At 41.1% G+C, this 25328-nt stretch carries 30 protein-coding genes; 16 read left to right on the top strand and 14 right to left on the bottom strand.

What is annotated here, in order from left to right:
- The first annotated feature begins 167 nt into the window (after positions 1-167).
- The 3 genes from V6Z54_RS02565 to V6Z54_RS02555 all read left to right on the top strand — a co-directional run bounded on the left by V6Z54_RS02565 (position 168) and on the right by V6Z54_RS02555 (position 3997).
- Positions 168-1034, top strand: a complete 867-nt coding sequence (locus V6Z54_RS02565; protein WP_075611101.1) for a Cof-type HAD-IIB family hydrolase — start codon at positions 168-170, stop codon at positions 1032-1034.
- Between the two features lie 113 nt (positions 1035-1147).
- Entirely contained in the window at positions 1148-2647 is a 1500-nt protein-coding gene (locus tag V6Z54_RS02560) for a coproporphyrinogen III oxidase (protein WP_075611102.1), read from the top strand.
- A 75-nt stretch (positions 2648-2722) separates the two neighbouring features.
- Positions 2723-3997 carry a SidA/IucD/PvdA family monooxygenase gene (locus V6Z54_RS02555; RefSeq protein ID WP_338527668.1) on the top strand — a complete coding sequence of 425 codons (1275 nt, stop codon included), beginning with the start codon at positions 2723-2725 and terminating at the stop codon, positions 3995-3997.
- Positions 3998-4034: 37 nt separating this feature from the next.
- Here V6Z54_RS02555 and V6Z54_RS02550 read toward each other — a convergent pair whose 3' ends face one another.
- The 3 genes from V6Z54_RS02550 to V6Z54_RS02540 all read right to left on the bottom strand — a co-directional run bounded on the left by V6Z54_RS02550 (position 4035) and on the right by V6Z54_RS02540 (position 6149).
- Positions 4035-5258: a cation:proton antiporter gene (locus V6Z54_RS02550; RefSeq protein WP_338527667.1), complete on the bottom strand. Its 1224-nt coding sequence runs from the start codon at positions 5256-5258 to the stop codon at positions 4035-4037.
- A 3-nt stretch (positions 5259-5261) separates the two neighbouring features.
- Entirely contained in the window at positions 5262-5759 is a 498-nt protein-coding gene (locus V6Z54_RS02545) for a cation:proton antiporter regulatory subunit (RefSeq protein WP_024425442.1), read from the bottom strand.
- A gap of 63 nt (positions 5760-5822) precedes the next feature.
- Positions 5823-6149 (bottom strand): potassium:proton antiporter, encoded by a 327-nt coding sequence (locus tag V6Z54_RS02540; protein WP_231120144.1) that lies wholly within the window; start codon positions 6147-6149, stop codon positions 5823-5825.
- 181 nt (positions 6150-6330) lie between these two features.
- On the opposite strand from V6Z54_RS02540, the gene V6Z54_RS02535 reads away from it, so the two are divergent.
- A complete protein-coding gene (locus V6Z54_RS02535) occupies positions 6331-7104 on the top strand; it encodes an enoyl-CoA hydratase (RefSeq protein ID WP_081378179.1) in 774 nt (257 codons plus the stop codon).
- Positions 7105-7327: 223 nt separating this feature from the next.
- On the opposite strand, the gene V6Z54_RS02530 is transcribed toward V6Z54_RS02535, so the two are convergent.
- On the bottom strand, positions 7328-7516 hold the full coding sequence (locus tag V6Z54_RS02530) for a YhzD family protein (RefSeq protein WP_039177563.1): 189 nt from the start codon (positions 7514-7516) through the stop codon (positions 7328-7330).
- Between the two features lie 171 nt (positions 7517-7687).
- Between V6Z54_RS02530 and V6Z54_RS02525 the strand changes: the two genes are divergently transcribed.
- The 4 genes from V6Z54_RS02525 (at position 7688) to V6Z54_RS02510 (ending at position 13062) form a co-directional block, all read left to right on the top strand.
- Entirely contained in the window at positions 7688-8902 is a 1215-nt protein-coding gene (locus V6Z54_RS02525) for a DNA repair exonuclease (protein WP_338527666.1), read from the top strand.
- A gap of 16 nt (positions 8903-8918) precedes the next feature.
- Positions 8919-11705 carry an AAA family ATPase gene (locus tag V6Z54_RS02520; protein ID WP_338527665.1) on the top strand — a complete coding sequence of 929 codons (2787 nt, stop codon included), beginning with the start codon at positions 8919-8921 and terminating at the stop codon, positions 11703-11705.
- A gap of 62 nt (positions 11706-11767) precedes the next feature.
- Entirely contained in the window at positions 11768-12715 is a 948-nt protein-coding gene (yhaM, locus tag V6Z54_RS02515) for a 3'-5' exoribonuclease YhaM (RefSeq protein WP_024425447.1), read from the top strand.
- Positions 12716-12831: 116 nt separating this feature from the next.
- The gene (locus V6Z54_RS02510; protein WP_041089925.1) at positions 12832-13062 is read left to right on the top strand and encodes a sporulation YhaL family protein; all 231 of its coding nucleotides are present in this window, start codon (positions 12832-12834) and stop codon (positions 13060-13062) included.
- A 53-nt stretch (positions 13063-13115) separates the two neighbouring features.
- On the opposite strand, the gene V6Z54_RS02505 is transcribed toward V6Z54_RS02510, so the two are convergent.
- Positions 13116-13994, bottom strand: coding sequence for a peptidylprolyl isomerase (locus tag V6Z54_RS02505; protein WP_041089657.1), 879 nt, complete (start codon positions 13992-13994; stop codon positions 13116-13118).
- A 161-nt stretch (positions 13995-14155) separates the two neighbouring features.
- On the opposite strand from V6Z54_RS02505, the gene V6Z54_RS02500 reads away from it, so the two are divergent.
- Positions 14156-14242, top strand: coding sequence for a YjcZ family sporulation protein (locus tag V6Z54_RS02500; protein WP_008361129.1), 87 nt, complete (start codon positions 14156-14158; stop codon positions 14240-14242).
- A 145-nt stretch (positions 14243-14387) separates the two neighbouring features.
- The gene (locus tag V6Z54_RS02495) at positions 14388-14477 is read left to right on the top strand and encodes a YjcZ family sporulation protein (protein WP_017360317.1); all 90 of its coding nucleotides are present in this window, start codon (positions 14388-14390) and stop codon (positions 14475-14477) included.
- Between the two features lie 51 nt (positions 14478-14528).
- Here the strand turns inward: V6Z54_RS02495 and V6Z54_RS02490 are convergent, their stop codons facing one another.
- Together V6Z54_RS02490 and V6Z54_RS02485 are read right to left on the bottom strand one after the other, a co-directional pair.
- A complete protein-coding gene (locus V6Z54_RS02490; RefSeq protein ID WP_072368131.1) occupies positions 14529-14714 on the bottom strand; it encodes a hypothetical protein in 186 nt (61 codons plus the stop codon).
- Positions 14715-14796: 82 nt separating this feature from the next.
- The gene (locus V6Z54_RS02485) at positions 14797-15318 is read right to left on the bottom strand and encodes a DUF3267 domain-containing protein (RefSeq protein ID WP_039177576.1); all 522 of its coding nucleotides are present in this window, start codon (positions 15316-15318) and stop codon (positions 14797-14799) included.
- Between the two features lie 233 nt (positions 15319-15551).
- Between V6Z54_RS02485 and V6Z54_RS02480 the strand changes: the two genes are divergently transcribed.
- Complete coding sequence (locus V6Z54_RS02480) at positions 15552-15896, top strand: YhaI family protein (protein WP_041089661.1); 345 nt, start codon at positions 15552-15554, stop codon at positions 15894-15896.
- On the opposite strand, the gene V6Z54_RS02475 is transcribed toward V6Z54_RS02480, so the two are convergent.
- Both V6Z54_RS02475 and V6Z54_RS02470 read right to left on the bottom strand, forming a co-directional pair.
- Positions 15874-16485: an HTH-type transcriptional regulator Hpr gene (locus V6Z54_RS02475; RefSeq protein ID WP_041089663.1), complete on the bottom strand. Its 612-nt coding sequence runs from the start codon at positions 16483-16485 to the stop codon at positions 15874-15876. The two genes, V6Z54_RS02480 and V6Z54_RS02475, sit on opposite strands and share 23 nt — an antisense overlap.
- A gap of 187 nt (positions 16486-16672) precedes the next feature.
- On the bottom strand, positions 16673-17029 hold the full coding sequence (locus V6Z54_RS02470) for a YtxH domain-containing protein (RefSeq protein WP_024425453.1): 357 nt from the start codon (positions 17027-17029) through the stop codon (positions 16673-16675).
- Between the two features lie 128 nt (positions 17030-17157).
- Between V6Z54_RS02470 and V6Z54_RS02465 the strand changes: the two genes are divergently transcribed.
- The gene (locus V6Z54_RS02465; RefSeq protein ID WP_024425454.1) at positions 17158-17349 is read left to right on the top strand and encodes a hypothetical protein; all 192 of its coding nucleotides are present in this window, start codon (positions 17158-17160) and stop codon (positions 17347-17349) included.
- Between the two features lie 48 nt (positions 17350-17397).
- Here V6Z54_RS02465 and V6Z54_RS02460 read toward each other — a convergent pair whose 3' ends face one another.
- The 3 genes from V6Z54_RS02460 to V6Z54_RS02450 form a co-directional block, all read right to left on the bottom strand.
- Entirely contained in the window at positions 17398-17916 is a 519-nt protein-coding gene (locus V6Z54_RS02460; RefSeq protein ID WP_041089665.1) for a tryptophan transporter, read from the bottom strand.
- Between the two features lie 127 nt (positions 17917-18043).
- Positions 18044-19123, bottom strand: coding sequence for a 3-phosphoserine/phosphohydroxythreonine transaminase (serC, locus tag V6Z54_RS02455; protein ID WP_269104011.1), 1080 nt, complete (start codon positions 19121-19123; stop codon positions 18044-18046).
- A gap of 358 nt (positions 19124-19481) precedes the next feature.
- Positions 19482-19910 carry an HIT family protein gene (locus V6Z54_RS02450; protein ID WP_338527664.1) on the bottom strand — a complete coding sequence of 143 codons (429 nt, stop codon included), beginning with the start codon at positions 19908-19910 and terminating at the stop codon, positions 19482-19484.
- A gap of 487 nt (positions 19911-20397) precedes the next feature.
- On the opposite strand from V6Z54_RS02450, the gene V6Z54_RS02445 reads away from it, so the two are divergent.
- Genes V6Z54_RS02445 through V6Z54_RS02435 form a run of 3 tightly spaced genes read left to right on the top strand, consistent with a single transcriptional unit; the run spans position 20398 to position 23111 of the window.
- Entirely contained in the window at positions 20398-21138 is a 741-nt protein-coding gene (locus V6Z54_RS02445) for an ABC transporter ATP-binding protein (protein WP_073979228.1), read from the top strand.
- Positions 21131-22351, top strand: coding sequence for an ABC transporter permease (locus V6Z54_RS02440; RefSeq protein ID WP_073979227.1), 1221 nt, complete (start codon positions 21131-21133; stop codon positions 22349-22351). Before V6Z54_RS02445 ends, V6Z54_RS02440 begins: the two co-directional genes overlap by 8 nt.
- A 52-nt stretch (positions 22352-22403) precedes the next feature.
- Positions 22404-23111: an EcsC family protein gene (locus V6Z54_RS02435; protein WP_041089675.1), complete on the top strand. Its 708-nt coding sequence runs from the start codon at positions 22404-22406 to the stop codon at positions 23109-23111.
- A gap of 27 nt (positions 23112-23138) precedes the next feature.
- Here the strand turns inward: V6Z54_RS02435 and V6Z54_RS02430 are convergent, their stop codons facing one another.
- The gene (locus tag V6Z54_RS02430; protein ID WP_041089677.1) at positions 23139-24326 is read right to left on the bottom strand and encodes a M20 family metallopeptidase; all 1188 of its coding nucleotides are present in this window, start codon (positions 24324-24326) and stop codon (positions 23139-23141) included.
- Positions 24327-24474: 148 nt separating this feature from the next.
- On the opposite strand from V6Z54_RS02430, the gene V6Z54_RS02425 reads away from it, so the two are divergent.
- Positions 24475-24762, top strand: coding sequence for a hypothetical protein (locus V6Z54_RS02425; RefSeq protein WP_226015057.1), 288 nt, complete (start codon positions 24475-24477; stop codon positions 24760-24762).
- A 64-nt stretch (positions 24763-24826) separates the two neighbouring features.
- Here V6Z54_RS02425 and V6Z54_RS02420 read toward each other — a convergent pair whose 3' ends face one another.
- Positions 24827-25312, bottom strand: a complete 486-nt coding sequence (locus tag V6Z54_RS02420) for an antibiotic biosynthesis monooxygenase (RefSeq protein ID WP_041089679.1) — start codon at positions 25310-25312, stop codon at positions 24827-24829.
- Between the last annotated feature and the right edge of the window lie 16 nt (positions 25313-25328).

The raw sequence follows: 25328 nt of genomic DNA, 5'->3' as shown, positions 1-25328 counted from the left end.
ACTCCATTGTAACGCATCCAAACCATACATAAAAAAAAGCCTAGGGGTAGGCTTTTTTTATTTATGAATCATTCATAACCTGTGGCTCTTTCAACTGCATGTTCTAAAGCACCAAGCTAGGGCATATCCTCATCGTAAGTACAGTCATCAAGAAGGGGGATGCCTCAGTGTCAAAAAAACTACTTGCACTCAATATAGATGGGACGTTACTCCGTTCCAATGGTAAAATCCATTCCGCTACAAAAGAAGCTGTGGAATATGTAAAGAAAAAAGGGGTTTACGTGACGATTGTCACCAACCGGCATTTTCGTTCTGCTCAAAAAATTGCCAAGGCGTTGAAGATTCCAACATCAACCCTTGTGACGCATAGTGGTGCATTTATCGCGGATAAACTCGATGAGCCGCTTCATGTGAAAAAATTAACGGAAGAAAAGACATTTAATCTTGTGCAAATCCTTGAAAGCTTCGATTGTAATGTCCGCTTGCTGCATGAAAAATTCTCGATCGGCAACCGGAAAAAAACGCAGTCTCAGCTGATGGGAAAGACGCTCATTCATCCGTCTGATCCAATTTTCTATCCCGTTCAATTTGTTGAATCATTAAGTGATATGCTGATGGATGAACCGGTCAGTACACCAGTGATTGAAGTATATTCGACAGCGGAGCTTCAGCCTGAGATTCACAGGACCATTCAACAAGCATTCCCATCTGTTGACCTTATTAGGATCAGTGATGAGAAAATGAATATTGTCTGCAAAGGGGTTTCGAAAGAAGCGGGACTTTCTCTTTTAACCTCTGCACTCGGTTTTACTTTAGAAGATACGGTTGTCATTGGACATGGAACAGATGATATTCCAATGCTTGAATTGGCTGGTTTAGGCGTTGCTATGGGGAATGCCCCCAATGATGTCAAGCGCAAAGCCGATTGGGTGACGCGCTCGCATGATGAACAGGGTGTGGCTTATATGATCAAGGAATACTTTAGAATGCAGCAAAGAGAAGGATTTTTACATCAATTCGATACTAAACGATAATACAGTGAAGGCTCTGTCAATCAACAAATGACAGGGCCTTCGTCTGTTCCCTTCATTGCTTTTCCTACATGAATTTTGTAAAATGAAACAAGTTTGAAGATAAAGGTGATATGATGCGAATTTTAATTAAAGGGCTGTCAGATGAACGATTTCATCGCCCGCTTGTCAATATAGCCAATTTATTTGAAGAAGATAGTGAAGTGATATTTGAACCAAGTGAATTTGATGATGGTTTGGTCATGGAATTTAGTTGGAAGGAAGAAAATGGAATGGTGGAAGCATCTGGCCATATCGATGGATCAGATATCACCAGTCGTTTTTCACGGGATCTCCCAGAGAACTTGAACGATAAGGAGCGCTGGAAGCAAATCAAAAACACAGTGCTGTCTGTTTATTTACACTTGCTTCAGGAGCACACAGGAATGACACAAAAGTGGGGGATTCTCACAGGAATACGACCTACGAAATTGCTTCATAAGATGCTGAGAGAAGGCATGTCAAAGGAAGATGCACATGCGGCGTTAAAGCGTGATTACTTGATTCATGATGAAAAAATCAATTTGATGCAGGAGATTGTCGACCGTCAGCTTCAAGCCATTCCAGATCTGTATGACCTTCAGCAGGAAGTGAGTATTTATATTGGCATTCCTTTCTGTCCCACAAAATGTGCTTATTGTACGTTCCCTGCTTACGCCATTAAAGGACAAGCTGGTAGAGTGGGAACGTTTTTGTTTGGTCTGCATTATGAAATGCAAAAAATGGGCGAATGGCTAAAAGAACATGGGATCAAAGTGACGACCGTTTACTTTGGCGGAGGCACGCCAACGAGCATCACAGCGGAAGAAATGGATTTGCTGTATGAAGAAATGTATCGCTCATTCCCTGATGTGAAGCATATACGGGAAGTAACTGTCGAAGCAGGGCGTCCTGATACGATTTCGCCTGATAAGCTAGAGGTGCTAAACCGCTACAATATTGACCGGATTAGCATTAACCCGCAATCGTATGAGAATGAAACACTAAAGGCTATTGGCCGGCATCATAGTGTGGAAGAAACCATTGAAAAGTATCACTTATCAAGACAGTACGGCATGAATAATATCAATATGGACTTAATCATTGGACTGCCGGGAGAAGGGCTCAAAGAATTCCAGCACTCCTTGCAGCAGACTGAAGAGCTCAAGCCTGAATCTTTAACCGTGCATACACTTTCTTTTAAAAGAGCATCTGAAATGACGCGCAATAAGGAGAAATACCAAGTAGCAGACCGAGAAGAAATCACACGTATGATGGATGAAGCGGTCACTTGGACGAAAGCACATCATTATCACCCATATTATTTATATAGACAAAAAAATATTTTGGGGAATCTCGAAAATGTCGGGTATTCATTAGATGGACAGGAAAGCTTGTATAATATCATTATCATGGAAGAAGTACAGACGATCATTGGCATTGGATGCGGTGCAGCAAGTAAATTCATTGATCCACGATCAGGAAAAATTACGCAGTATGCCAATCCAAAAGATCCAAAATCGTATAATGACCGCTATGAACACTATACAGAAGAGAAAATTCAATTCCTTGAATCATTATTTGTTTCTCACGTTTAAACACTGCGATGACGCAGTGTTTTTTTCATTTGTAAAAGGGTATATAAGTGATAAAAAGTTAAAGCAGGTGTACATATGATAGATGTGATCGGAATTGGGATTGGGCCCGCCAATTTAGGATTGGCCGCTTTGTTAGAGGAGTATGAGGGTGTCTCATGCTGTTTTTTTGAACAAGAGTCTGAGTTTGCTTGGCATCCTGGTATGCTGATCAAAGGAACGGATTTGCAAGTTTCCTTTTTAGCAGACCTTGTCACAATGGCGAATCCAAGGAGCAGGTATACATTTTTAAACTATTTACATGAATCAAATAGACTTCACCGGTTCTATACATTTGAACAGTTTGATATCCCGCGGAGAGAATTCAATGAGTATTTATCATGGGTGGCAGGAGAATTAGACAGCTGTCAGTTTGGGATGAAGGTAGAAGAAGTGACGGACTGCCAAGAAGGCTACCTTGTGAGAGTCAGACGATTAAAAGATGGTTCGCTTTCTGAATATCGTGCAAAGCATGTCGTGTTAGGCACAGGAAGCAAACCGATGATTCCAGTCGATGTGCCTGAAGCAGCATACCCATATGTGACCCATAGCAGCCGTTATTTAGATCAGCAGAAATCACTTCACGAAGCTGAGTCGGTGGCGGTGATCGGTTCAGGGCAGAGTGCAGCCGAAATTTTCTTAGACCTGCTTCAGCATCAAAAGAAAGGCCAGCAGCTTTCGTGGTTTACGCGTTCTAGTGAATTTAGAGAGCTGGAGACGGCAGAGCTTGGCCAAGAGCTTTTTACACCAAAGTATGTCGAGTATTTTCATTCGCTTCCTTATGAAGAACGTATGAACACATTGCCTAGGCTGACAGGATTAAGAAATGGCATAGATGCATCGACGCTTTCGCGCATTTATCAGGAATTGTATCATCGCTCTGTTTCAGGTGAAGAGCCATCTGTGATCATTCAGCCAATGACCGAGCTTGAAGCGATTCAAATAGGAGAGCAGCAGCCTTTGGAGCTGCACCTCAAACAGTGGCAGCTGAAGAAAGAAAAAAGCATAACTGTAGATCATGCTGTATTGGCTACAGGGTACACACCGAATATTCCTGAATGGTTTGACGCATATGAACCTTTGATTGAATGGGAAAGTGATGAGCATTTTAAAGTGACAGACGACTTCAGGCTTGTGTTTAAAGACAAACGTTCAAATCATTTCTTTACATTCACAAATCTAGATCATTCTCATGGAACGGCGGCGACCAATTTGAAACTATCGGTCTACCGCAACCAGAAAGTCATTCGAACCATGCGCGGGGTCGAGGAAGCGCCAGTCAAGCAAGAAACTGCATTTCAGCAATTTGAATAAGACATAAAAAAGGGCCCAAGCATAGGGCCCTTTTTCATTAGATCGTCGTTTCTTTTTTTACTTTTTGTTTTTCAGGTTTCCATTTGAAGGTTTTGTTGAGGATTTGATAGATTTTCTTAGATTCTTTCGTTACGAGCGGTCCTAAGATCGCAAGGATTAAGACATACAATGCAGCAAAGGGCTTCAAAGTAGCAGCAAGTCCGCCGGCAATGCCAAGCTCGGCAACAATGATTGAAAACTCTCCTCTCGATACGATGGTTAATCCAATATTAGAAGAGGCTTTATGAGAAAATCCAGCTCTCCGTCCAGCAAACATTCCGGCAGTGAAGTTCCCAATTAAGGTAAGAATCACAGCGCCGATCGCAAGCCAGAGGGCATCCCCCAATGTAAACGGATCGATACTGAGACCAAAGCTGAAAAAGAACATCGCTCCAAAGAAATCTCTAAACGGAACCACGAGATGCTCGATGCGGTCAGAGTGCTCTGTTTCTGAGAAAACAAGACCAAGTAAGAGAGCCCCAATAGCCTCTGCTACATGAATCGTTTCTGAGAAACCAGCGACAAAGAACAAAGCGGCAAATATCACAATGATGAACACTTCGTTCGAACGGATATCAAACAACTTGTTTAATAGTTTTGGCAGCTTCCGCGCAATGATAAAGAAAAGCATCATATAACCAAAAGCGATTAAAATCGATAATAAGGCACCGCCAACAGTAGTGGCATCTCCTAGGACAAGACCTGATACGACGGATAAATAAACGGCAAGAAAAATATCCTCAAACATAATAATCCCTAGAATTAACTCTGTTTCAGGATTTGCCGTCCGTTTCAAATCGACAAGGACTTTGGCCACAATGGCGCTGGATGAAATGGTGATCACCCCTGCCATAATGAGAATCTCAAGGAATCCAAACCCTGTGATAAAACCGTAGAGCAGTCCTAAGCTGAAGTTGATCAAAATATAAATAGATCCGCCGACTGCAATGGATTTACCCGATTTAATGAGCTTTCCGACAGAGAACTCAAGTCCAAGATAGAAAAGCAGGAACAGGACGCCCATTCTTCCTAAAAACGAAATAATCTCGGTGCTTTCGATAAATTTTAAATCAATGATCCCGATAGTTGGAGCATGCGGCCCAACAATCATTCCGAGGACGATGAGAAATGGGATGATAGAAAATTTAATTTTATTGGCGATTAAGCTGGCGATGGCGATAAGAATAAGCGCCGTCCCAACTTCAAAGACTAAATGATCCATTCATCACTCTCCCCCTCTAGAAAGAAAATCACGTACCAATCGCTTCAAGTGTTTTCTTTCTCCCGAAATGACCATCGTATCATTTGCTTGAATAATCGAATCGGCACCAGGGTTGAGTAATTTTTCATTTGTATGTTTAATGATCGCAATCACGGTGACTTCATAATTTTGTCTCACATCTAAATCACCGAGTGTATGTCCAACCGCTTTTGCACCTTTTTCCACCTTAAACCATTCAATGATCAAGTCGTTGAAGGCCATTTCAATGGTTTCTAGTGCCTGCGGTTTATACACCATACCGCCGATAATAGCAGCGATTTGCCGGGATTCAGCATCATCGAGTGAAATGGTAGATAGCACTTCATCTGGATCATCATCGTCAAAACGATAAATTTCCCGTCTGCCATCATCATGAATCACAATCGTCATCTTTTCTCTATTTCTCGTTTCAATTTCAAATTTCTTTCCGATCCCAGGAAGATCATTTTCTTTAATGTTCATTTTATCCCTCCGAATTTGATAGGCTGTGTTTTCGTATAGTAAATACGGATGAAATAAAATGAATCAGTAGAGGTAATTAGATTGATACATAACGGGGATCGCACACTTCATTTCCAAAAAACATAGATCAATGGATAATGCAGCTGATGGGGAAGGCTTTGACAGAAAAGCTTTGGCATCTACCATTGATAATCTGTCCTTCAACAGAATGGATGAAGCATGTTTTTTTGAAAATGATGGTGTCTTCACAGCATTGATTTCTTCATCATAGATGGATGGAGAAATAAGGCTAGGTGTGCTCGCTTCTGCTTGTGACGCAAAAACGACATTTGAAAAAGGAGAAAACATGACGATGAAGCTAACCAATATCATGATGGAACATCTGATCAATCATCCTCCTCCTTTCAAATTTATTTTCTTTCTTATTTTACTATATAAAAATATATTTCTTGTTTCAATGATTATGCTTATTTTAGTATCAATTGATCTCGAAATTTTTTGTTTATAGAAAAAGGTTTTACTTGATGGAAATGGAAGTAAGTTATGAGCTTTTAAACAAAAAGGGGGATGGATGATGACATATATCAATTGTCAGTTAGACGGGGATGTTTTTGAAATCGTTTTCAATAGGCCTGAAGCTTATAATTCGTTTCATGTGGACATGTTTGCTGAATTCAAAGAAGCATGTGATGCAGCGGAGGAAAGCAGTGCTAAAGTCGTTATCATCAAGGGAGCGGGAAAAGGGTTTTCAGCAGGCGGAGATATTGGGATGATGCTTAAGCAGGAAAGTGAAGAAGATTTCCATCGTGTGATGGATTTGATCGAGGGAATTACACTTTCACTGGCTAGTATGAAAAAAGTGACGATTGCGCTTGTCCACGGGTCAGCGGCAGGCCTTGCTTTTAGCTTTGCCCTAAGCTGCGACTACTTGTTTATGCATCAGGATGCAAAACTCGCCATGAATTTTAATGGAGTAGGATTAATTCCAGATGGCGGGGGGCATTTTTTCCTCACAAAAAGACTCAGTGAGCAAACCGCTAAACAATTGATTTGGAGCGGACAAAAGCTGCCGGCTGAAGAAGCGTTAAATCTGGGCCTTGCAGACGGGGTGTTTCAGGATGAGGTCGATACGTACCAAAAAGTGTGTGTGAAGCCGTTTATGAACATGCCGCTTCAAGCCTTTATTGAAACAAAGATGATCTATTTCCAGCAGTCAGAATCAAAGCTCTTAGCAGTTCTTCAAAAAGAGAGAGCAGCACAGGCAAGACTGAGAAAAAGTCATGATCATAAGGAAGGTATACAGGCCTTTTTAGAAAAAAGACGACCTGTCTTTCAAAAAGCATAGATGAACATAAGGCCGGCGAAAGCCGGCTCAGCGTGTAGACAAACCCTCGCATTCGGTGTCAGGTCTGCGCGCCGGTGCTCACGAATGTCAAATTCGCTCCGCTCCGGTGCTCGTCCTTCCTAGACTTCAAAGGTTTTCTATCACGCTGAAAAGAAGACAAAGGGCTAAAATCAAGATCATTTTAGCCCTTTGTCAACAATCTGGGCCGGCGAAAGCTGGCTTTTTAACGTTCAAATAAAAGCAGCTTGCCTGCTGGATCAACGAGTCGATGAGAATGCTTTGTGTATTGCTGTTCCATTAAGCGATGACGCCCTAATTCCTTTGCCTTCTCGTCACTATCCGCTGTGATTTTTTCATTTAATAAAGTCTCACCCGACCGGTCAAATACGGTTAAAAAGTATGTCTTCTCCAATCCTCATCTTCCTTTCCTCTGTTTTTAAAGTAATTATACATGGAATAAGACAAAACCTCTTTTTTAGCCCTTAAAAATGTGTTTTGTAGAATGAGAGTGATAGAACGTGCATTCGTAAAAATGGCATGATAAAATATGGACAATGACAGTATCGGACAAGGAGATAGACGTTTGACTAAGCTCACCTTTATTCATGCCGCAGATTTACATTTAGACAGTCCATTTGCAGGAATGTCGACTATACCTAATTCTATATTTAAGCGGCTCAAAGAAAGTACATTTCAAAGTGCTAAGAACATGTTTGATCTTGCCGTTGCGCGAGAAGTAGACTTTGTGCTGCTGAGCGGAGATTTATTTGATGAATCCAATCGCAGCCTGAAAGCACAGCTTTTTTTAAGAAACCAGTTTTTAAGACTGCAAACACACGGGATTAAAGTCTTTATTATTTATGGGAATCATGATCATTTAGGCGGTGAATGGACACCGATTGAGTGGCCTGAGAATGTACATGTCTTTTCGAGCAGTAAACCAAGTGAGCACTCCTATTATCGAGGGAATCAGCTTATCGCGAGTATTTATGGGTTTAGCTACAAAGAGCGGGCTGTCTATGAAAATATGACATCTCATTATGTCAAAACAACAGATGCTGCCTATCAGATTGCGATGCTTCACGGCACATTAGCCGGGCAAGAAGGCCATGATGCCTACGCCCCATTTCAGCTTCAGCAGCTCCTTTCGCAAGATTTTGATTATTGGGCGCTCGGACATATACATAAAAGAGCCCTTCTGCATGAAGATCCATATATTATTTATCCTGGTAATGTGCAGGGCAGACATATGAAAGAAACGGGAGAAAAAGGCTGTTACTTGATTCACCTCTCAGAAGATTCTCACACAGCGGATTTTATCAGCTGTGCAGATATCATCTTTGAGACACTGGTAATAGACATCACAGAAACGGCTCATATGACCGATCTTGTCACACTTGTGGAAGGAAAAATCAATGAGCTGAAAGAGGAAGGCATTCCTCATTTTGTCAGAATAGAATTGATAGGTGATGCGCCTTCTTACTTTGAGCATACACAGCTTGAGGTCCTCGAGGAGCTGATGACTGTTTTTCATGAGCAGGAGGAAGATGAAGACGTGTTCGTTTGGGTGATGTCAATTGACTGCCGAATAAATGAGAATGTGATCTATCCAGAGGATTCTTTTTTGAAGGAACTCACTACAGAAATTGCACAGTTTGAGTCATATGAAGAGCTGCTTTCACCGATCAAACGTCACCCAACCTACAGAAAGTCAGGAAAAGCGCTCACAAAAGAGGATGAAGTGGATATAAAAGAAGAAGCACAAAGGCTGCTGACGGAACAGCTGAAGCAATTATGAGAAAAGGAGAGGTATGATGAAAATACGTTCACTCCATATAGCAAATTTCGGGAAATTTTCAAATCGAACCTTTCACTTTTCTGATGACGGTTTTCAGCTAGTTTACGGCCTGAATGAATCGGGGAAAACGACATTGAAGGCGTTTATTGAGTCGATGTTATTTGGCTTTTCAAAAAATAAGATGTACAAGCCGAAACAAGGATCTTTCTATGGCGGCTCCCTCACTTGCTTAGATGAGGAGTTAGGTGTCATTCACATTGAGAGATCGTCCGATCGAGGCGGTCAAGCACAGGTGTTTTTACCGAATGGTGAAGTGAAAGACGAAGCATTCCTACGGACTCTTTTAAAGGGAACGGATCGCAGATTATTCCAATCAATCTACTCTTTTGATGTGTTTGGACTGCAAAATGTCCAAGCCTTAAACGAAGATCAAATTGGTGAATTTCTGCTTTTCTCAAGTTTATTTGGCTCAGATGCGGCTTCCAAGATGGATAGCAGGCTGCTTAAGCAGCAGGAGCAGCTGTTTAAACCAAATGGACGCAAGCCAGAATTAAACCAGCAGCTTGATCGTTTAAAAGCGCTGACTGGCCAGCTGAAACAAGCTAGATTGGCAGAAGGCCGTTATACAGAAAAAAAACGGGAGCATTCTGAATTAATAGAGACGATCACAGCGCTTCAAAATGAAATGAAGCAGACAGAAGAACAGATTCAGCAGTTAACTGAACACATTCGACTTTATCCCATGATAGAGAAGAAGATGGAGTTAAAAAAAGAATTAGCCCGTTATCCAGACCGAGTCAAACGCTTTAGATCAGAAACAGAGCATGAATTGGATAAGTTAGAATCACACCTTCACCCGAAAAAGGCTCAAATGACTGCACTAAAGCAAAAATTAGATCATTTGCAAACCACGATGGCACAAGTTCAACCGCTTCATGACAAGGATACGTTACTGGAGATGAAGCGTGTCGTTGATGAATCATCTCATGCTGAACGTGTCAAAAATCGCTTAGCTGAATGTAAAGCAGAACGTGATTCATTGAAACAAAAAATGGACGAAGCCACAGCGAAGCTGAAGTGGCAGCGTTCAGTCAAGCTCGATCAGATCGACGACTCCCTTGAATTTGAGTGGGAATTAAAGGAGGCTGTCAGCCAATATGTTCGTTTAATGGACAGAAAGGCACAGTTGGATGACCGGTTTGATCATGCAAGACATGAGCTGGAAGAAGCGGAAACCGCTTTAAAAGGATTAAAGGAACAGCAGACCAAATCGCCGAGTACAGTGGAAACTGGGGAAAAAAGAACAAAAGAGAAACAGGTTCATTCCCGAACGTGGTTATTTCCTGTGATGGTGATGTTTGATGCTGCATTTCTGCTTGTCCTTTTCTTTTTAACAGAATGGTGGATTACTTTCTTATTTGCGGGATTTTCTGTTTTTGTTTTCTTTGCCATTTACCCATTTTTGAAATCAATACAGATGAAACAGGGAAGCGGCGTGGGAACATTCGATTCCTTCCAAGTGCAGGCAGCTTCAGCTGAAACGCTTGTGAGGCAGAAGGAGCTTTTGTACGAGAGGATCATTCGGCAATATGAAGACTGGGAGCTGGAGCTGGAACCTGTCCAGCAGCAAGTAGAGGAAAAGAAAAGACAGCTGGGCTTGTCCTCAGAGCTTTCTTTCCTAGTAGAAGCCTTCCTTATTCTGAAGCAATTAAAAACGGATACAGCGGGATATGAGGAGCTTAGCCGGGAAATAGACGAGCTTGCCGGCCAGCAGTCCAATTATGAGCACAGGGTGGAAGCGTTAAGCAGTCTTCTTCAACGAAAGGAAGGCATCATTCAAGAGAATATCTTGGTCCTTCAAGAGATATTGAAAGATGAGGCGAAAAGAGAAAAAGAACGTCAGACATTGGATGTATCGATTCAACATGTGAAACAGCAGATCACGACGCTAGAAGGGGAAATTGACTATTACGAAAAACAAATGGACGCGCTTTTTCGTCAAGTAGAAGCAGAGTCCAAAAAAGATTACCAAATCCTCTCTCATTTATCGAAAGAATATCGGGAACGGCTTTCCCATTTGCAGCAGCTGAATCAAGAGCTGCATAGAAGCGGCTGCTTTGATGAGGAGGAAAAGATTGTTCGCAAAGGCTTGCGTTTTCTCGAAGAAGAGTGTGCGGAAGCAAAGCAGCACCTGAATAATATACAATTGAATGCGTCGAATATGGAAAAACGTCTGGCAGAACGAGCAGTGGAAATCCGCCAAATAGAAGCTTCAGGTACGGTGTCTGATTTGACTCATCAGCTTGCAGCAGAGCAGGAGCATGCAAAGCACCTTGCGAAAAAATGGGCGGCGATTCAGCTTGTCCGCTCTGTCATTCGAGGAAAATTGAATGAGCATAAAGAAACAAGGCTGCCAGCACTGCTGCAAACAGCTTCCCGCTTTATTCAGCCGTTAACAAATGATCGATATGAAGCCATTTTATTTTCACCCGAGGATGACCGGCTGATCGTGAAAAGGGTGGATGGACGAATATTCCGCCCAGAGGAGCTTTCACAGGCAACATGTGAACAAATCTATCTGGCGATTCGTTTTGCACTCGCCTTGTCTCATCAGCAGGAATGTCAGCTTCCGTTTATGATGGATGACAGCTTCGTTCATTTTGATCATGTTCGTCTAGGAAGAGTGCTGGAGTTGATGAATGAACTCACGCGTTTTGAAACACAGCTGTTTTATTTTACCTGTCATCAGCATATGGCGCAGGCAGCAGAAGATGGACAGATTACGAGTTTAGCAGTTGAATGATTGACAAATAATGACTTATGTTATACTTATATGAGCAGAAACATGGAAGGAGCTTTTATTGAATGGCTAAAGGGATCATGACCTATGATGTCGGCGAACAAGTTGACCTGCATTTATTAATTAAATCATCTACTAAAGGGATTGCAAGTAATGGCAAACCATTTTTAACGCTCATTCTTCAAGATCAAAGTGGAGATATCGAGGCGAAACTATGGGATGCAAAGCAGAATGATGAAATCACCTATGGCCCGCAAACCATCGTGAAGGTAGTAGGCGACATTCATCATTATCGCGGGAGGAATCAGCTGAAGCTTAGGAATATACGCCCTGTTGCTGAAAACGAGCAAATTCGAATTGATGATTTTCTCGAAACAGCTCCTATTCCAAAACACGATATGATGGATACGATTATGCAATATATCTTTGATATGAAAAACCCTAATATTCAGCGTGTTACAAGGCATTTGCTGAAGAAATATGGACAGGAATTTGCTGATTATCCAGCAGCGACAAAAAATCATCACGAATTTGTCTCTGGACTCGCTTACCACGTTGTGTCCATGCTGCATTTAGCAAAATCAATTGTTGACCTATATCCATCACTAGATCGTGATCTTTTATATTCAGGCATTATCCTTCATGATTTAGGGAAAGTAAAAGAGCTTTCAGGTCCAGTCTCTACCACATATACAGTGGAAGGGAATTTAATTGGCCACATTTCCATTATGGTGACAGAAATTGCGAAAGCGGCAGAAGAGCTTAGCATTGATTCAGAAGAAATTCTCATTTTACAGCACTTAGTCCTAAGTCATCATGGAAAAGGAGAGTGGGGCAGCCCGAAACCACCAATGGTGAAAGAGGCTGAAATTCTCCACTATATTGATAATTTAGATGCGAAAATGAACATGATGGATCGTGCGCTTGAGCATGTGAAACCAGGAGAATATACAGAACGTATTTTTGCACTTGAGAATCGTTCGTTTTATAAACCAACCTTCCATCACGAATAATCATGTCAAAACGTCCGTTTATGCGGGCGTTTTTTTCATAACTTGTCTTCTTTTCGCATAAGCATGTAACACAAAGGAAGAGAGGAATGTCCTTAAGAAAAGGAGGCGATGAAAAAATGTTGTTTTTTCCGTGGTGGGTGTATGCCTGTATCATCGGCATTATTTTCTGTGCGTATAAATTAATGACAACAGCCAAAGAGGAGCAAGAAATTGATCAATCCTTTATTGAAAAGGAAGGAGAAATTTTTATCGAGCGAATGGAACAGGAAAGAGAGCGCAGACGTCAGGATCAGCAGGTGAAAAGATCACAGGATACTGCGGCACATGAAGATCATTCGATTGCTTAATCTGGTCATACAAAAACCCCTCTGCACGATGATGGCAGAGGGGTTTTTTGTGATTACTGTTGAGGCTGTTGATTTTGTGCAGGTTGTTCAGATTTTTCTTTGAACGTTTTTTCAAGCTCTTTATCTTTTACTTTCACATCAGCATCTTTTACTAATTTGTTTAAGGTGTTTTGGATTTCATTTGTGTCTGCTTGTTTTTGGTCAAGCAGTTCTTTTTTCAAGTCGGCTTTCATGTCATCATATTTACCGCGTTCTTCGGTCTTTTTAATGATATGGTAGCCGAATTGGGATTTTACTGGCTTACTGATTTCATTTACTTTTAGTTTGAAAGCAGCCTTACTGAAGTTCTCGTCCATTTGGCCTTCTTTTGCGAACCAGCCTACATCGCCGCCTTGTGCAGCTGAAGCAGTATCAGTTGAATATTCAGAGACAAGGGCATCCCATTTTTCACCTTTATCTAATTTCTTTTCCACTTCGTCAGCTGTTTTCTTATCAGCTACTAAAATGTGGCTTGCGCGGATTTTCCCTTTAAGGTCATCGTAATACGCTTTTACTTCTTTATCAGTGATTTTGATGTTAGCTTTGGCAGCCTTTTGAGTCAGCAGCTCATATTTCACTTGATCTTTGATGTAATCTTTACCGAATTCATCTTGAAGCTGTTTTAAACGATCTTCACCAAGTGTCTTTTTATATTCTTCCAATTTCTTATCGATTTCTTTATCGGATACTTTGTATTTGTCAGCAAGAACCTTTTGTTGAACAAGTAGGTTTAGAGCATCGCCACCTGCTTGTTTCTTAAGAGTTGTATAGAGTTCTCCTTTTGTGACATCTCCTGATTTTGTTGTGGCGATTACATCTTTATCGCCGCTACTGCATGCGCCAAGAGTTAAAACACTTACTGCTGTTACAGCTGCTAAAGCCATTTTTTTCATTCAAAAAACACTCCTAATCTTTCCAATTTATTTATCATTGCTTGTATCATAACATATTGTGACATGCTGTAAAAAGAAATGCAAATGGAAGGGCATTCGTCTAGTCAAAAAATTGCACGCGACATACACATATAGTGATCACAAAAAGGAGGCTGAATTATATGGGAGCAGGATATTCTAATGGGTTTGCTTTATTGGTCGTGCTATTCATTTTGCTGATCATCGTTGGTGCAGCATATCTTTACTAATTAAATCGCTGTGACAGATGGGAGCCGTCCTGCCGTGCGTGAGGGCGGTTCTTTTTTCAAACGATGACAGGTGCCTAAACGTTTTTTATTTTTCTGCATACACTGAGCTTAGAACAGAGGAAGAACTGGCAGGAGGTGTTTTCACATGGGAGGAGAAGTCTTTGCTGGCGGTTTTGCACTAGTCGTCGTATTATTCATCTTATTGATCATCATCGGTGCATCTTGGATTTGTTAATTAAAATATACACAAAAAGCTGCCCTCAAACTGGCAGCTTTTGCTTTGATCTTAAATGGAAATGGTAATTTCAACAAATGATGAGATAAGTAAGATCAGTATCGATACATTGATAAAGCGAAACACCTTATCTTGCCGTTCTTCAGGAATCTCTCTGACAAGGCATAATGTATTAGTAAGCCTGTTTATTGAATACACAATAAACGCGGCAAAGACGATGAAGTAAAATAAAACTATCGGAGATCCCCCCTCTCTATGCTATTCCCATACTACATTACCAAATTTTTTATGAAAAAGATAGAAGTTGGCTTTAAAAACCTCATGATGAGGAAGTTTGGTCAACTAATATATCAAACTCGTCTTGAGCTTGATCGATGATGCAGGATTTAGGTGCTTTGAGCAGCTTCCATGCAAATAAAAAGTCAGGCAAACAATAGCCTGCATGTATACTTGCGATGATGATAAAATAGTGTGCGTACATAGGAAACGCCACGCCTAACACAAAGTAAACCGGTGAGATGACACAAAACGGGCTGAGAAGTGAAAAAAGCATCACTTTCTTAGGCACGCGCTGCCAGCAATTTCGTTTCATAAATAGCGTCATTTTTTTCTTATTTTTCATCACTGGGATCAAGTGAACCACACGGTGGACAAGCAATGTCACAAGTAAGAGCACAGCAAAAAGCGGTGCGTTATGGCTGCTTAGCCTCGTTTCAGGATGAGTCAGTTGAAAACATAAAAATGCCATAATGAAAAAAAGGATAGCAAGACTTATGGCTGAAATCATCATTCTCGTATAACCATAATCCTTTTCAAGATTAATGGTCTTCCAACAATTCATTTTTCATCCTTCCAATCTAAAAATCGAATTGAATATCTCCAGATAATTTACTCTTCCTGAGGATAAAAATCAATGGTTTTGATGAAAAAAAATAAAATGCTGCCTTCATATGGAATAAAGAGAGGAAACTTTGGATTTTTCAAGAAAAAAAGAACAGAAGGAGGAGGTTCGTCTCTTTCGTCAATGAGTAATTTCGGCTAAAATAGAAGGACTAAGAGAAAGAGGGAACGTACATGAGTATTGAGGAACGAATGAGCCAGCTTGAATATTATATGGAACTTTTATTGACGGCAACCGATATGAGCCGTTATCCATATTATTCGTTATTGATCAGGCAGCGTGTATCGAAAGAAGAGGCAGAGGAAATTGAGCGTATTTGTGCTGAGCTTTCAGAGGAAATGGATAAGCAAAAAGCACAAGGCTACGTCATGTTTGACGATCTCCTTGCGCTCTTTGCGGGACAGTTAATTGAAAAGCTGGATGTTCATGAGACGATATTTGCTTTGCATGATCAAGGGCTCTTTCAGCCGCTAATGAATGAATTTATAAAGATCATTAAACAATTTGATTTGTTTTAGCCGCTTTTTCTGCTGCCCCTTCAAGTTCCTCAGTCTTTTTCGTGACTTTTCCTCGCTCATTTAAAAAGTCCTTCTCAATGTTTGAAAACGATTTCTCAAAAATCTCCATGAAATCCTCACCATAAATGTTTCGGATAATACACATCATTTCTAAAATCTCAGGGAACTTTCCGTAAATGTCATGTAGCGGCTGTGCGCCTTTGACAATACCAGTTCGGGCCGGGTCATAATCTTCGAGTAGTTTATGGAATGTCTCTTCGCCTTTTGGCGTTAGCTCAATATACGTATTGCGTTTATCGTTTAACTTTTTAGAAAATTTTAAAAATCCTCGTTCCTCCAGTTTCTTGGAGAAGTTAAACGCCGTTGATACATGCATGACGCCAAACTTTGCAATTTCTGATATTGAAGCTCCTTTTAATTGATACGCAATCCACAAAATATGATGTTCATTGATATTTAGGTTATACGGTTTGATCCACTGCTGCCAGTCCTTTTCAATGGATTTCCAAAGAGCTTTGCTCAATTGGGCCATTCTTTGACTGAATAAAAGTGCTTCTTTTACATCGAAAGGCTGTTCCGAATGATTCATCCATTTCACCTACTTCTCTTTTTCTTGTAATTCTATTATGCCAATAAAATAAAGATTAATAAAGCTGAAAATTCAAGAATTTTTAAAAGTCATGAAAAACATTGACAAAATAACCTTTTTTCAACAAAAAAAGTGCGGGATACGCACCCCGCACACTTTTGTAAACGAATATTTTTTTGTGAGTATATTAGTTTTGTAAGGTTTTCTCCAGTTGTTTGAGCTTTTCCTCAATTTCCTGAATTTCCTTTTGTAAGTCCTGCTGATGAGGTTTGATTTCTTCGCGCCATTGCTGAATCGATGTTTGCAATTCAGACCCGACTTCTTTAATCACCTCTGCACTTTCTTTTGCTGTTTCCACAATTTGCTCTTTTAAAGCTTGTCCATCTCTTTTTAATTTTGTCAGCGTATCTTCGAATTTGTCATAGCCATCTTTCACTTTTCCGCGCACATCTCTGCCAGAAGAGGGAGTCGTCAGGAGCACTGCCGCACCTCCGAGGAGACCGCCTACAAATAATCCTGTTAATAAAGAACGTCCACTAGCCATTCAAATCACCTCTAGTCAAATTTTACACATTCGCATGTTCTCTCTGAGCTGACGATCAGCTTCATTGAACTTCCATACATAGCTTGCTTTATTTTAGCATACTTTTGAAGAAAAGGGAGGGGAGAAGGTTGTCTGTCTTTCTGTTCGTTTTTATGTGTATCGTCATCGTTTTTACAGGTGGTTCTATTCATTATGCAAGACAGCTTGGGTATGCAGGGTCTTATCCGCCAAAACATGTCTTAAAGCAAAAAGCACTTGTGTGTGCGGCAGGTGCAGGGATTTCGCTCCTCATTTTGCTGCTGACCCTTTTTCTTTTATAAAAGCATGAAAAAACCTCTTCATCTATGATGAAGAGGTTCGGTTATTCGTTAAGCAACTTCTATCATTCTTGCACGTCTCAGAATGGACTGAGCAATTGGGAAGACAAATACCATAGCGATGGTATTAATCACGGCTGCTGGCAGGACGACGCCTACAAGAAGTGCCGGTAATGCAGCTGGCAGTCCTGTGATCAGTAAAGCGGCAGATAAGAAAATCACGCCGGATACGATGGTTCCAATCGCAGTTAACACAGCGGTCAGCACCACTTTGTTCTTTACCTTCAAGCAAGATAAGAAAAGGGCTAGGAAGATAAAGGCTGTCACTGGCTTATCAATCATATTCGGAATTTGTCCGCCTGGGAATCCCGTTGTTAATGCAGAAATGACACCAGTCACTAGCGCAATCACGACGACATGCTGAACCTTTGGGAAAAGGATGATGCTTAAAAACATCATGACCAGCATCATATCAGGTTTCATTCCGAAGAAGATGGGCGGGAAAATCGTATGCAAAACAGCTCCCATTGCTGCAAGCAATGACATAATCACTAATTCTTTTGTTTTCATTTCTATGCTCTCCTCTGCTAAGCTCTTATAGGACTCTCCAATAATATGGCTCATCATTTATTGCAAGAGTCATGACTTTATATTTCTCGTTATTATAACAAATTTATTTCCCTATAGAAAAGCCTTTTTACTCATTTTCTTGCTGGAACTTTTTCATAAAGTCCGCAAGCTTTTGGCAGTCTTCAATTGAGACCGCATTGTAAATAGATGCTCTGCATCCACCGACAGAACGGTGGCCGGCAAGTCCAACCATTTGCTCTTGTTTTGCATTTTCCACAAAGGAAGAAGTAAGTGCATCATCGCGAAGAGTAAAGGTGACATTCATATGCGAACGGCTGTCAGCACGCGCATGTCCTTGATAAAAACCGCCGCTTTGATCAATTGTATCATAGAGAATGCCTGCTTTTTGTTCATTGCGTTTTTCCGCTGCTTCTACACCGCCAGCATGTTTGACATGCTCGAGGACAAGTGACAGCATATAAATCGCAAAAGTCGGTGGTGTATGATAAAGAGAATTGGCTTTTGCGTGTGTTGAATATTTTAATATTTTCGGCGTGCTGCTTTTCTCTTTTTCTAATAAACGTTTGCGCGCAATCACAATCGTGATACCTGAAGGCCCTAGGTTTTTTTGTGCCCCGGCATAGATGAAATCAAATGAAGAAACGTCTATTTTTTTACTGAGAATATCACTGGACATATCCGCAATGAGCGGGAGTGACGTGTTCGGGAACGTTTTCCACTGAGTGCCGAAGATTGTATTGTTCGATGTGATGTGTAAGTAAGCACCATCTGTTAAACCGGAAGCATCTACTTCTGGAATATACGAGTAGTTGTCATCTTCACTTGAAGCAAGCACAGATGTCTGACCAACCCCTTTTGCTTCTGACAATGCTTTTTCTGACCAAGCGCCTGTTTGAATGAAATGAGCTGTTTCGCCTTCATGTAAGAAGTTCATAGGAATCATCGCAAATTGAAGACTAGCTCCGCCTTGTAAAAAGAGGACTTCATAATCTTCTGGAATGTCCATCAGTTCCACCAAAAGCGCTTTTGCTTTATTGTGGACTTCTTCATATTCACCGCTGCGATGAGAAAGCTCCATCACAGACATACCAGTTTGTTTAAAATCAACAAGTTCTTCCTGTGCTTTTTGAAGCACTTCTAGCGGCAGTGCCGCCGGACCAGCATTAAAATTCGTCGTTCGCTTCATCACAATCTCTCCCTATTTCTCGCGTTAATGGATCAAAAGATAAAACCATCCTATCACAAATTTGAAGCATTTGGTCAAAAAATTTGAATCGTTCAAAATATCTTACTATTAAGAGGTGAAAGCGATGAAAAGGGGCGAAAATAAGAAAAACCTCATCTGTTAAGATGAGGTACAGATTGTTGACAAAGGGCTAAAATGATCTTTATTTTAGCCCTTTGTCTTCTTTTCAGCGTGATAGAAAACCTTTGAAGTCTAGGAAGGACGAGTACCGGAGCGGAGCGAATTTGACATTCGTGAGCACCGGCACGCAGACCTGACACCGAATGCGAGGGTTTGTCTACATGCTGAACCTCATCTGTTAAGATGAGGTAAGCCGCGTGTGGATGGCAGAAGAAATGACTTTTAAATCCTCTGACGTGTATTGATCTTGATGTGATTTCCATACGGCACCAAAGCCATCGCCTTTGCCGTAGCGCGGAATGATATGCATATGGTAATGGAACACCGATTGTCCGGCTTTTTCACCGTTATTGTTCAGGAGATTTAACCCGATTGGTTCAAATTCCTGTTTGATCGCCCTTGCAATTTTCGGAATCGCTTGGAAGTAGTGATTAGACACTTCTGGTGTCATCTCATAGATATTTTCTTTATGTATTTTCGGGATTACAAGGGTATGTCCTTTTGTTACTTGGCTGATATCAAGAAAAGCCAATACATGCTCGTCTTCATATACTTTTGCACATGGAATGTCTCCATCAATGATCTTGCAAAAAATGCAGTCGCTCACGCCATGTCACTCCTCATTATTTTTCCTTTATCGTATCACAAAAAGAAGCAAAAAAGAAAACAGGACAAGCGAACTCCTTTGGTCGCTCATCCTGCTCCTGCAGAAGAAATGCTGATGCTTTCATTCGATATGCCTTTTGAATTCTCTATTTACTAAAATAAAGAATTCATATGCCTGCTATTTCTGCCGTAAACACCTCATTTGACGTTTTGGTTTGTCTTATACATATTGTATAGGACACAAAAATCAAGAATCAGTGAAGCAAAACAGAAGCTAAGGTTTTTAGATGAAAAACCAACTTGTCATGCGGTTCTTTGCCTTTAACAAACACCTCATTTACTTATTGGTCATCAAGTTCATTTCTTCTACATACATTATGATGACCATAGCGCCTATTTTTTATTCATGACTCGTCTATAGGTAAACATTTCAAATTATCATTCGTTTTTGTTACTATAAAGGAAAAAAGAAAGAAAGGAACGAATTCATGTCCCTTCTCACTGTAAAAGATGTAACGGGTGGATATACGAAGAATCCCGTTCTAAAAAATATTTCATTTGAATTAGAAAGAAATCAAATTGTTGGTCTCATTGGCTTAAACGGGGCGGGAAAAAGTACCACCATCCGCCATATTATCGGGCTCATGAAACCGCATAAAGGTGTCATTGAATTGAATGGACGAACCCTTCAAGACGACCAAGAGGCGTATCGTTCACAATTTACATTTATTCCTGAGACACCTGTTTTATATGAAGAATTAACGTTAAAAGAACATTTAGAGCTGACAGCGATGGCTTACGGTCTATCGAAAGAACAATTAGACGAAAGGCTGCCGTCGTTGCTGAAAGAATTTCGGATGGAGAAACGGCTGAAATGGTTCCCTGCTCATTTTTCAAAAGGAATGAAGCAGAAGGTCATGATTATGTGTGCATTCCTTGTGGAACCAGAGCTGTATATCATCGATGAACCGTTTTTAGGGCTTGATCCTCTTGCGATCAATGCACTGCTTGAACGGATGAATGCTGCGAAGAAAAGCGGGGCTAGTGTCCTGATGTCAACGCATATTTTAGCGACAGCTGAGCGCTATTGTGATTCCTTCATTATTTTGCACGAAGGGGAAATCAGAGCGAAAGGAACACTGGCAGAGCTGAGAGAACAGTTCAATATGAGAGATGCGACACTCGATGATCTTTATCTGGAATTAACAAAGGAAGAAAGCTATGAGTAAAACAACGCTTACTATTTGGAAATCAAGATTAGAGGAACACATACAAGAAACAAGAAAATACTTAAAATACATGTTCAACGATCATCTTGTCATTGTGCTCATTTTTTTCCTTGCAGGAGGAGCAAGCTGGTACAGCAGCTGGCTCAAACAGATTCCGGCTCACTTCCCATCCTACTGGGTGATGGCAGTTGTTTTCTCATTAGTACTTACAAGCTCATACGTACGTACGTTGATTAAAGAAGCTGATCTCGTGTTTTTGCTTCCTTTAGAAGGGAAGATGGAGCCTTATTTAAAACAAGCTTTTAACTTTAGCTTTATTTCTCAGCTGTTTCCTCTCATTGCTGTATCCATTGTCGCCCTTCCGCTTTATTCGGCAGTGTCTTCAGGAGACATCACGGTGTATGTGCTGATATTGGCGCAAATGATTTTGATAAAGGGCTTGAATACAGCTATTCAATGGAGAATGACTTATTTTCAAGGAAAACACGTGAGATGGCTCGATGCAGCCCTTCGTTTTCTATTAAATATGATGTTGATCTACACCGTCTTACAGGCAACCTATGTGCTTGCAATCGTTTTTTATCTTATCTATGGTGTCTATCTCGTCTTCTTAACAAATGCGGTGAAAAAACAGCCTTTTCAATGGGAAATGCATATTTCTGATGAATTAAAACGGAAGCAGCGCTTTTATCGTTTGGCAAACTTATTTACCGATGTGCCTCACTTAAAGAAACAGGTGAAAAGAAGAGCATACATGGACTGGATGTTGAAGTTTGTTCCTTACGATCAGCGTAAAACTTTTTCTTATATGTATGTGAGGGCGTTTGTACGCTCAAATGACTATTTTGGTCTGGTGTTTAGATTAACGGCCGTCTTTGTCCTGATTATTTTGTATACAGGTGCAGCAGGCTGGGTGGGTGCGTTGCTTGTCTTGTTCACAGTATTTATCACAGGTGTACAGCTTGTGCCATTAACGAAGCACTTTGCTCATCTTTCATTACAGGCACTTTATCCAGTTTCTCAAAAAGAAAAGGATCGAAGCTTTTTTGTTCTCGTCCGTAATGTGCTCATCATCCAATCGATATTGCTGAGCTGTGCGGTACTTCCAGCAGGAGGCTGGCAGGGAAGCGGACTTGCCTTTCTCATTTCTTTAGCATTTGTGCTTGTCCTCTTTAAGCCTTACGTACAAAGCAGGTTAAAAAAGATGAGATAAGAAGAAATATGTTTTTACAGCGAGCGTAAGATGACATCAAGGAGGGGACAGGATGAATGCAGCTGAACGGGAATTGTATGAAGAAGCCATTCTTTTTCAAACACGTTTTTTAAGAAAACCTTCAAAGATCGAACGGTTTTCAAAAGGAGTTCAGCAGCAGGTGAACCGCCGTATTCCTGCCAGGTTTCATCAAGTCATCACAAGTGCAGTCAAAACAATGGTTGAGTCGACCGTATCAGGATCACACTTCACTTCATTTTCAGTGATTGATGAACAATTATCTATTCTAGAACGAAATGAACTGGCAAAGGATAAAGTGAAGTATTACCAAAAGGCGGCGGCCGTAGAAGGGGTTGGAACAGGTGCAGGCGGTTTATTCCTCGGGATGGCAGATTTTCCGCTGCTGCTGAGCATAAAGATGAAATGCCTTTATGAGCTGGCGTGTATTTACGGCTTTGATTTATCTCAAAAAGAGGAAAGACTCTTTTTGCTCTGTATATTTCAACTCGCTTTTTCCAGCAGTGCACATCGTCAAAAAATGATGAAGATCATAAATGATTGGGAAACGAGCCGAGAGGAAATGGATTGGTACAGCTTTCAGCAGGAGTATCGAGATTATATTGATCTTGTGAAGCTGTTTCAATTAATGCCGGTCGTCGGAGCCGCTGTTGGCGGCGTGGCAAATCATCAGCTGACAGGACAGCTCGGAGAGGTCGCACGCCATGTGTTTCACTTGCGAATATTGAAAGATATGAATTAGAAAAGCCGCTGAGGACAGCGGCTTTTTTTATTCATTGTAGGAAAGAACGGCGTTAGCGAGTACCTTTGCTGCGACAGGCATTGCTTTTTCGTTGATATCAAACTTTGGATGATGATGTGGATACACGTCCTGGCTGTTTTCCGGCATGGCGCCTGTGTAGAAGAAGGTGCCAGGGACATGCTGAAGGTAGTAAGCAAAGTCTTCTCCGCCCATTTGGGTTTCCGCTTCTTTTACTTCTGTTACACCTTCTGTCTGGTTTGCGATGCCAGCTATATATTCAGTCTGCTTTGGATGGTTTTTGACAGCAGGGTATCCTCTTACGTATTCATATGTGTAGGCAGCATCATGCATCTGACATACCCCTTTTACCACCTGTTCAATTTCTCGTTCGATGATATGCCGTGCACTTTCTTCAAAGGATCGTGCAGTACCAGTTAAAACAGCTGAATCTGCAATAACGTTAAAGGCATTCTCCGCTACAAAACCTCCAACAGAAACAACAGCAGAATCAATCGGATTGACTTTTCGGGCAACGACTTGCTGCAGGCTTGCGACGATTTGTGAACCGATGAGTACGGCATCTTTTGTTAAATGAGGCTGGGCGCCGTGTCCGCCTTTCCCTTGGACTTGAATGGAGAAACGATCGGCCGCTGCCATAAAGTTCCCGCTTTTATAAAGAATCGTGCCACAAGGCTCTGAAGACCAAAGGTGCGTACCGAATATCACATCGACACCGTCTAAACAGCCGTCTTCAATCATTGGTTTTGCACCGCCGGGAGCATATTCCTCCGCATGCTGATGAATGAGGACGATCTTTCCTTTTAATTGATCACGATGCGTATGCAAGATTTTTGCTAATACAAGAAGTGTCGCAGTATGCCCATCGTGACCGCACGCATGCATCACACCAGGCTTTGTTGATTTGTAAGGTACATCTTTTTCATCGTGGATGGGAAGTGCATCAAAATCAGCTCTGAGGGCAATGGTTGGTCCCGGAGAAGCTCCTTCAATAAAAGCGAGTACGCCATGACCGCCCACCTTAGTGCGCGTAGGGATTTGTAATGTATCATAGTAGCTGGCGATGAAAGCGGCTGTTTCTTCTTCCTGAAAAGAAAGTTCAGGATTCATATGGAGATGGCGTCTAATTTCAACCATTTCCTCATAATGTTCATCAAGACGTTCATTGATGCTTTTTTGTAAAGTGGATATTGTCATTGAATCGAAAACCTCCTTCATGCTCTTTTACTGATTGTATGGTAATTGTTAGAATCTTTCAACAGAAGAGGATTTCGTGGTCAGTATCAAAAGGTCATTTTACATAAAAGTCGAAGTTGATATGAAGCAGGGAAAGGGAGGAGTAGCGTTGGGAAGCTGTCCAAATTGTTCAAAAACATTTTCTTTCGTCGAAAAATTCCATTTATCACATACGAAAATGATGATGTGTCCAAGCTGCCGGCATCAAATCAAAGAAACATTTGTCTCAAAAATGAGTTTTTTCATGATCTGCTTGATTCCACTATTGGTGCTGCTGATTCAATTGAAAGGTGCTTCACCTATGTTGAAATGGCCGATCTTATTAGGTTGGATATTGCTAAATTTTTATGTGCTTCAGCCGATCATCCATAGGTACGAGCTGAAATCAAGCTCATAAAATGAAGAGCCCAGCGATTGGGCTTTTTTTCATGAAAAAAAGAAGTGCTGAGAGCAGCACTTCCTTAATTGTCTGTGACGGCATGGTAGGATGTGATGTAAGCCGGACGAGAGAAAATGGAGCCTGTATCCTCGTGTGGCTGAAAGAATGCTTCTGATTCTTGAAAGTCTTGAAATAATTCCTCTGATTCCCAAAGTGTCAAAATCAAATAAACTTCTTCATCTTTTTGAGGTCTTAAAACGCGAATAGCCTGGAAGCCGCGCTGATGTTCTGAGATGTTCGTCTTTTTCTGAAAGGTGGATTCAAACAGTGCTCTGCTTTCAAGCTTAACAGGGATATGATTCAAGGTGACGAAACCGGATTGGACAAGCTCGCCTTTCGCATAAATCACATTATAGGCATGAGGGGCTTTAAATACAGTCTCACCCTCCGTTTCATGAAAAAGAGCTGCTTGTTCTTTCCCAACCATATAAAGCAGATTTTCCAGATGGTGTTTTTTTGCGATTTTATGCAAAAAATCTGCTGTTCCATATGTAATATAGAAATTCATCTAAACCGCCTCCTGC

It is taken from the genome of Bacillus sp. MAG717A, assembly GCF_036884855.1.
Lineage (GTDB): Bacteria > Bacillota > Bacilli > Bacillales > Bacillaceae > Bacillus > Bacillus safensis.
The sequence above is the reverse complement of the archived record's forward strand: the minus strand, read 5'-3'. Positions and strand labels throughout refer to the sequence as shown.

Coding starts and splice junctions, on each gene's coding strand:
- V6Z54_RS02545 (WP_024425442.1), bottom strand. CDS start 5,759: ATGAACATTAAAGAAAATGATCTTCCTGGGATCGGAAAGAAATTTGAA.
- V6Z54_RS02505 (WP_041089657.1), bottom strand. CDS start 13,994: ATGAAAAAAATGGCTTTAGCAGCTGTAACAGCAGTAAGTGTTTTAACT.
- V6Z54_RS02460 (WP_041089665.1), bottom strand. CDS start 17,916: ATGAAAACAAAAGAATTAGTGATTATGTCATTGCTTGCAGCAATGGGA.
- V6Z54_RS02500 (WP_008361129.1), top strand. CDS start 14,156: ATGGGAGCAGGATATTCTAATGGGTTTGCTTTATTGGTCGTGCTATTC.
- V6Z54_RS02475 (WP_041089663.1), bottom strand. CDS start 16,485: ATGAATCATTCGGAACAGCCTTTCGATGTAAAAGAAGCACTTTTATTC.
- V6Z54_RS02420 (WP_041089679.1), bottom strand. CDS start 25,312: ATGAATTTCTATATTACATATGGAACAGCAGATTTTTTGCATAAAATC.
- V6Z54_RS02555 (WP_338527668.1), top strand. CDS start 2,723: ATGATAGATGTGATCGGAATTGGGATTGGGCCCGCCAATTTAGGATTG.
- serC (WP_269104011.1), bottom strand. CDS start 19,123: ATGAAGCGAACGACGAATTTTAATGCTGGTCCGGCGGCACTGCCGCTA.
- V6Z54_RS02495 (WP_017360317.1), top strand. CDS start 14,388: ATGGGAGGAGAAGTCTTTGCTGGCGGTTTTGCACTAGTCGTCGTATTA.
- V6Z54_RS02485 (WP_039177576.1), bottom strand. CDS start 15,318: ATGAATTGTTGGAAGACCATTAATCTTGAAAAGGATTATGGTTATACG.
- V6Z54_RS02520 (WP_338527665.1), top strand. CDS start 8,919: ATGAAAATACGTTCACTCCATATAGCAAATTTCGGGAAATTTTCAAAT.
- yhaM (WP_024425447.1), top strand. CDS start 11,768: ATGGCTAAAGGGATCATGACCTATGATGTCGGCGAACAAGTTGACCTG.
- V6Z54_RS02440 (WP_073979227.1), top strand. CDS start 21,131: ATGAGTAAAACAACGCTTACTATTTGGAAATCAAGATTAGAGGAACAC.
- V6Z54_RS02550 (WP_338527667.1), bottom strand. CDS start 5,258: ATGGATCATTTAGTCTTTGAAGTTGGGACGGCGCTTATTCTTATCGCC.
- V6Z54_RS02430 (WP_041089677.1), bottom strand. CDS start 24,326: ATGACAATATCCACTTTACAAAAAAGCATCAATGAACGTCTTGATGAA.
- V6Z54_RS02445 (WP_073979228.1), top strand. CDS start 20,398: ATGTCCCTTCTCACTGTAAAAGATGTAACGGGTGGATATACGAAGAAT.
- V6Z54_RS02470 (WP_024425453.1), bottom strand. CDS start 17,029: ATGGCTAGTGGACGTTCTTTATTAACAGGATTATTTGTAGGCGGTCTC.
- V6Z54_RS02560 (WP_075611102.1), top strand. CDS start 1,148: ATGCGAATTTTAATTAAAGGGCTGTCAGATGAACGATTTCATCGCCCG.
- V6Z54_RS02480 (WP_041089661.1), top strand. CDS start 15,552: ATGAGTATTGAGGAACGAATGAGCCAGCTTGAATATTATATGGAACTT.
- V6Z54_RS02435 (WP_041089675.1), top strand. CDS start 22,404: ATGAATGCAGCTGAACGGGAATTGTATGAAGAAGCCATTCTTTTTCAA.
- V6Z54_RS02535 (WP_081378179.1), top strand. CDS start 6,331: ATGATGACATATATCAATTGTCAGTTAGACGGGGATGTTTTTGAAATC.
- V6Z54_RS02510 (WP_041089925.1), top strand. CDS start 12,832: ATGTTGTTTTTTCCGTGGTGGGTGTATGCCTGTATCATCGGCATTATT.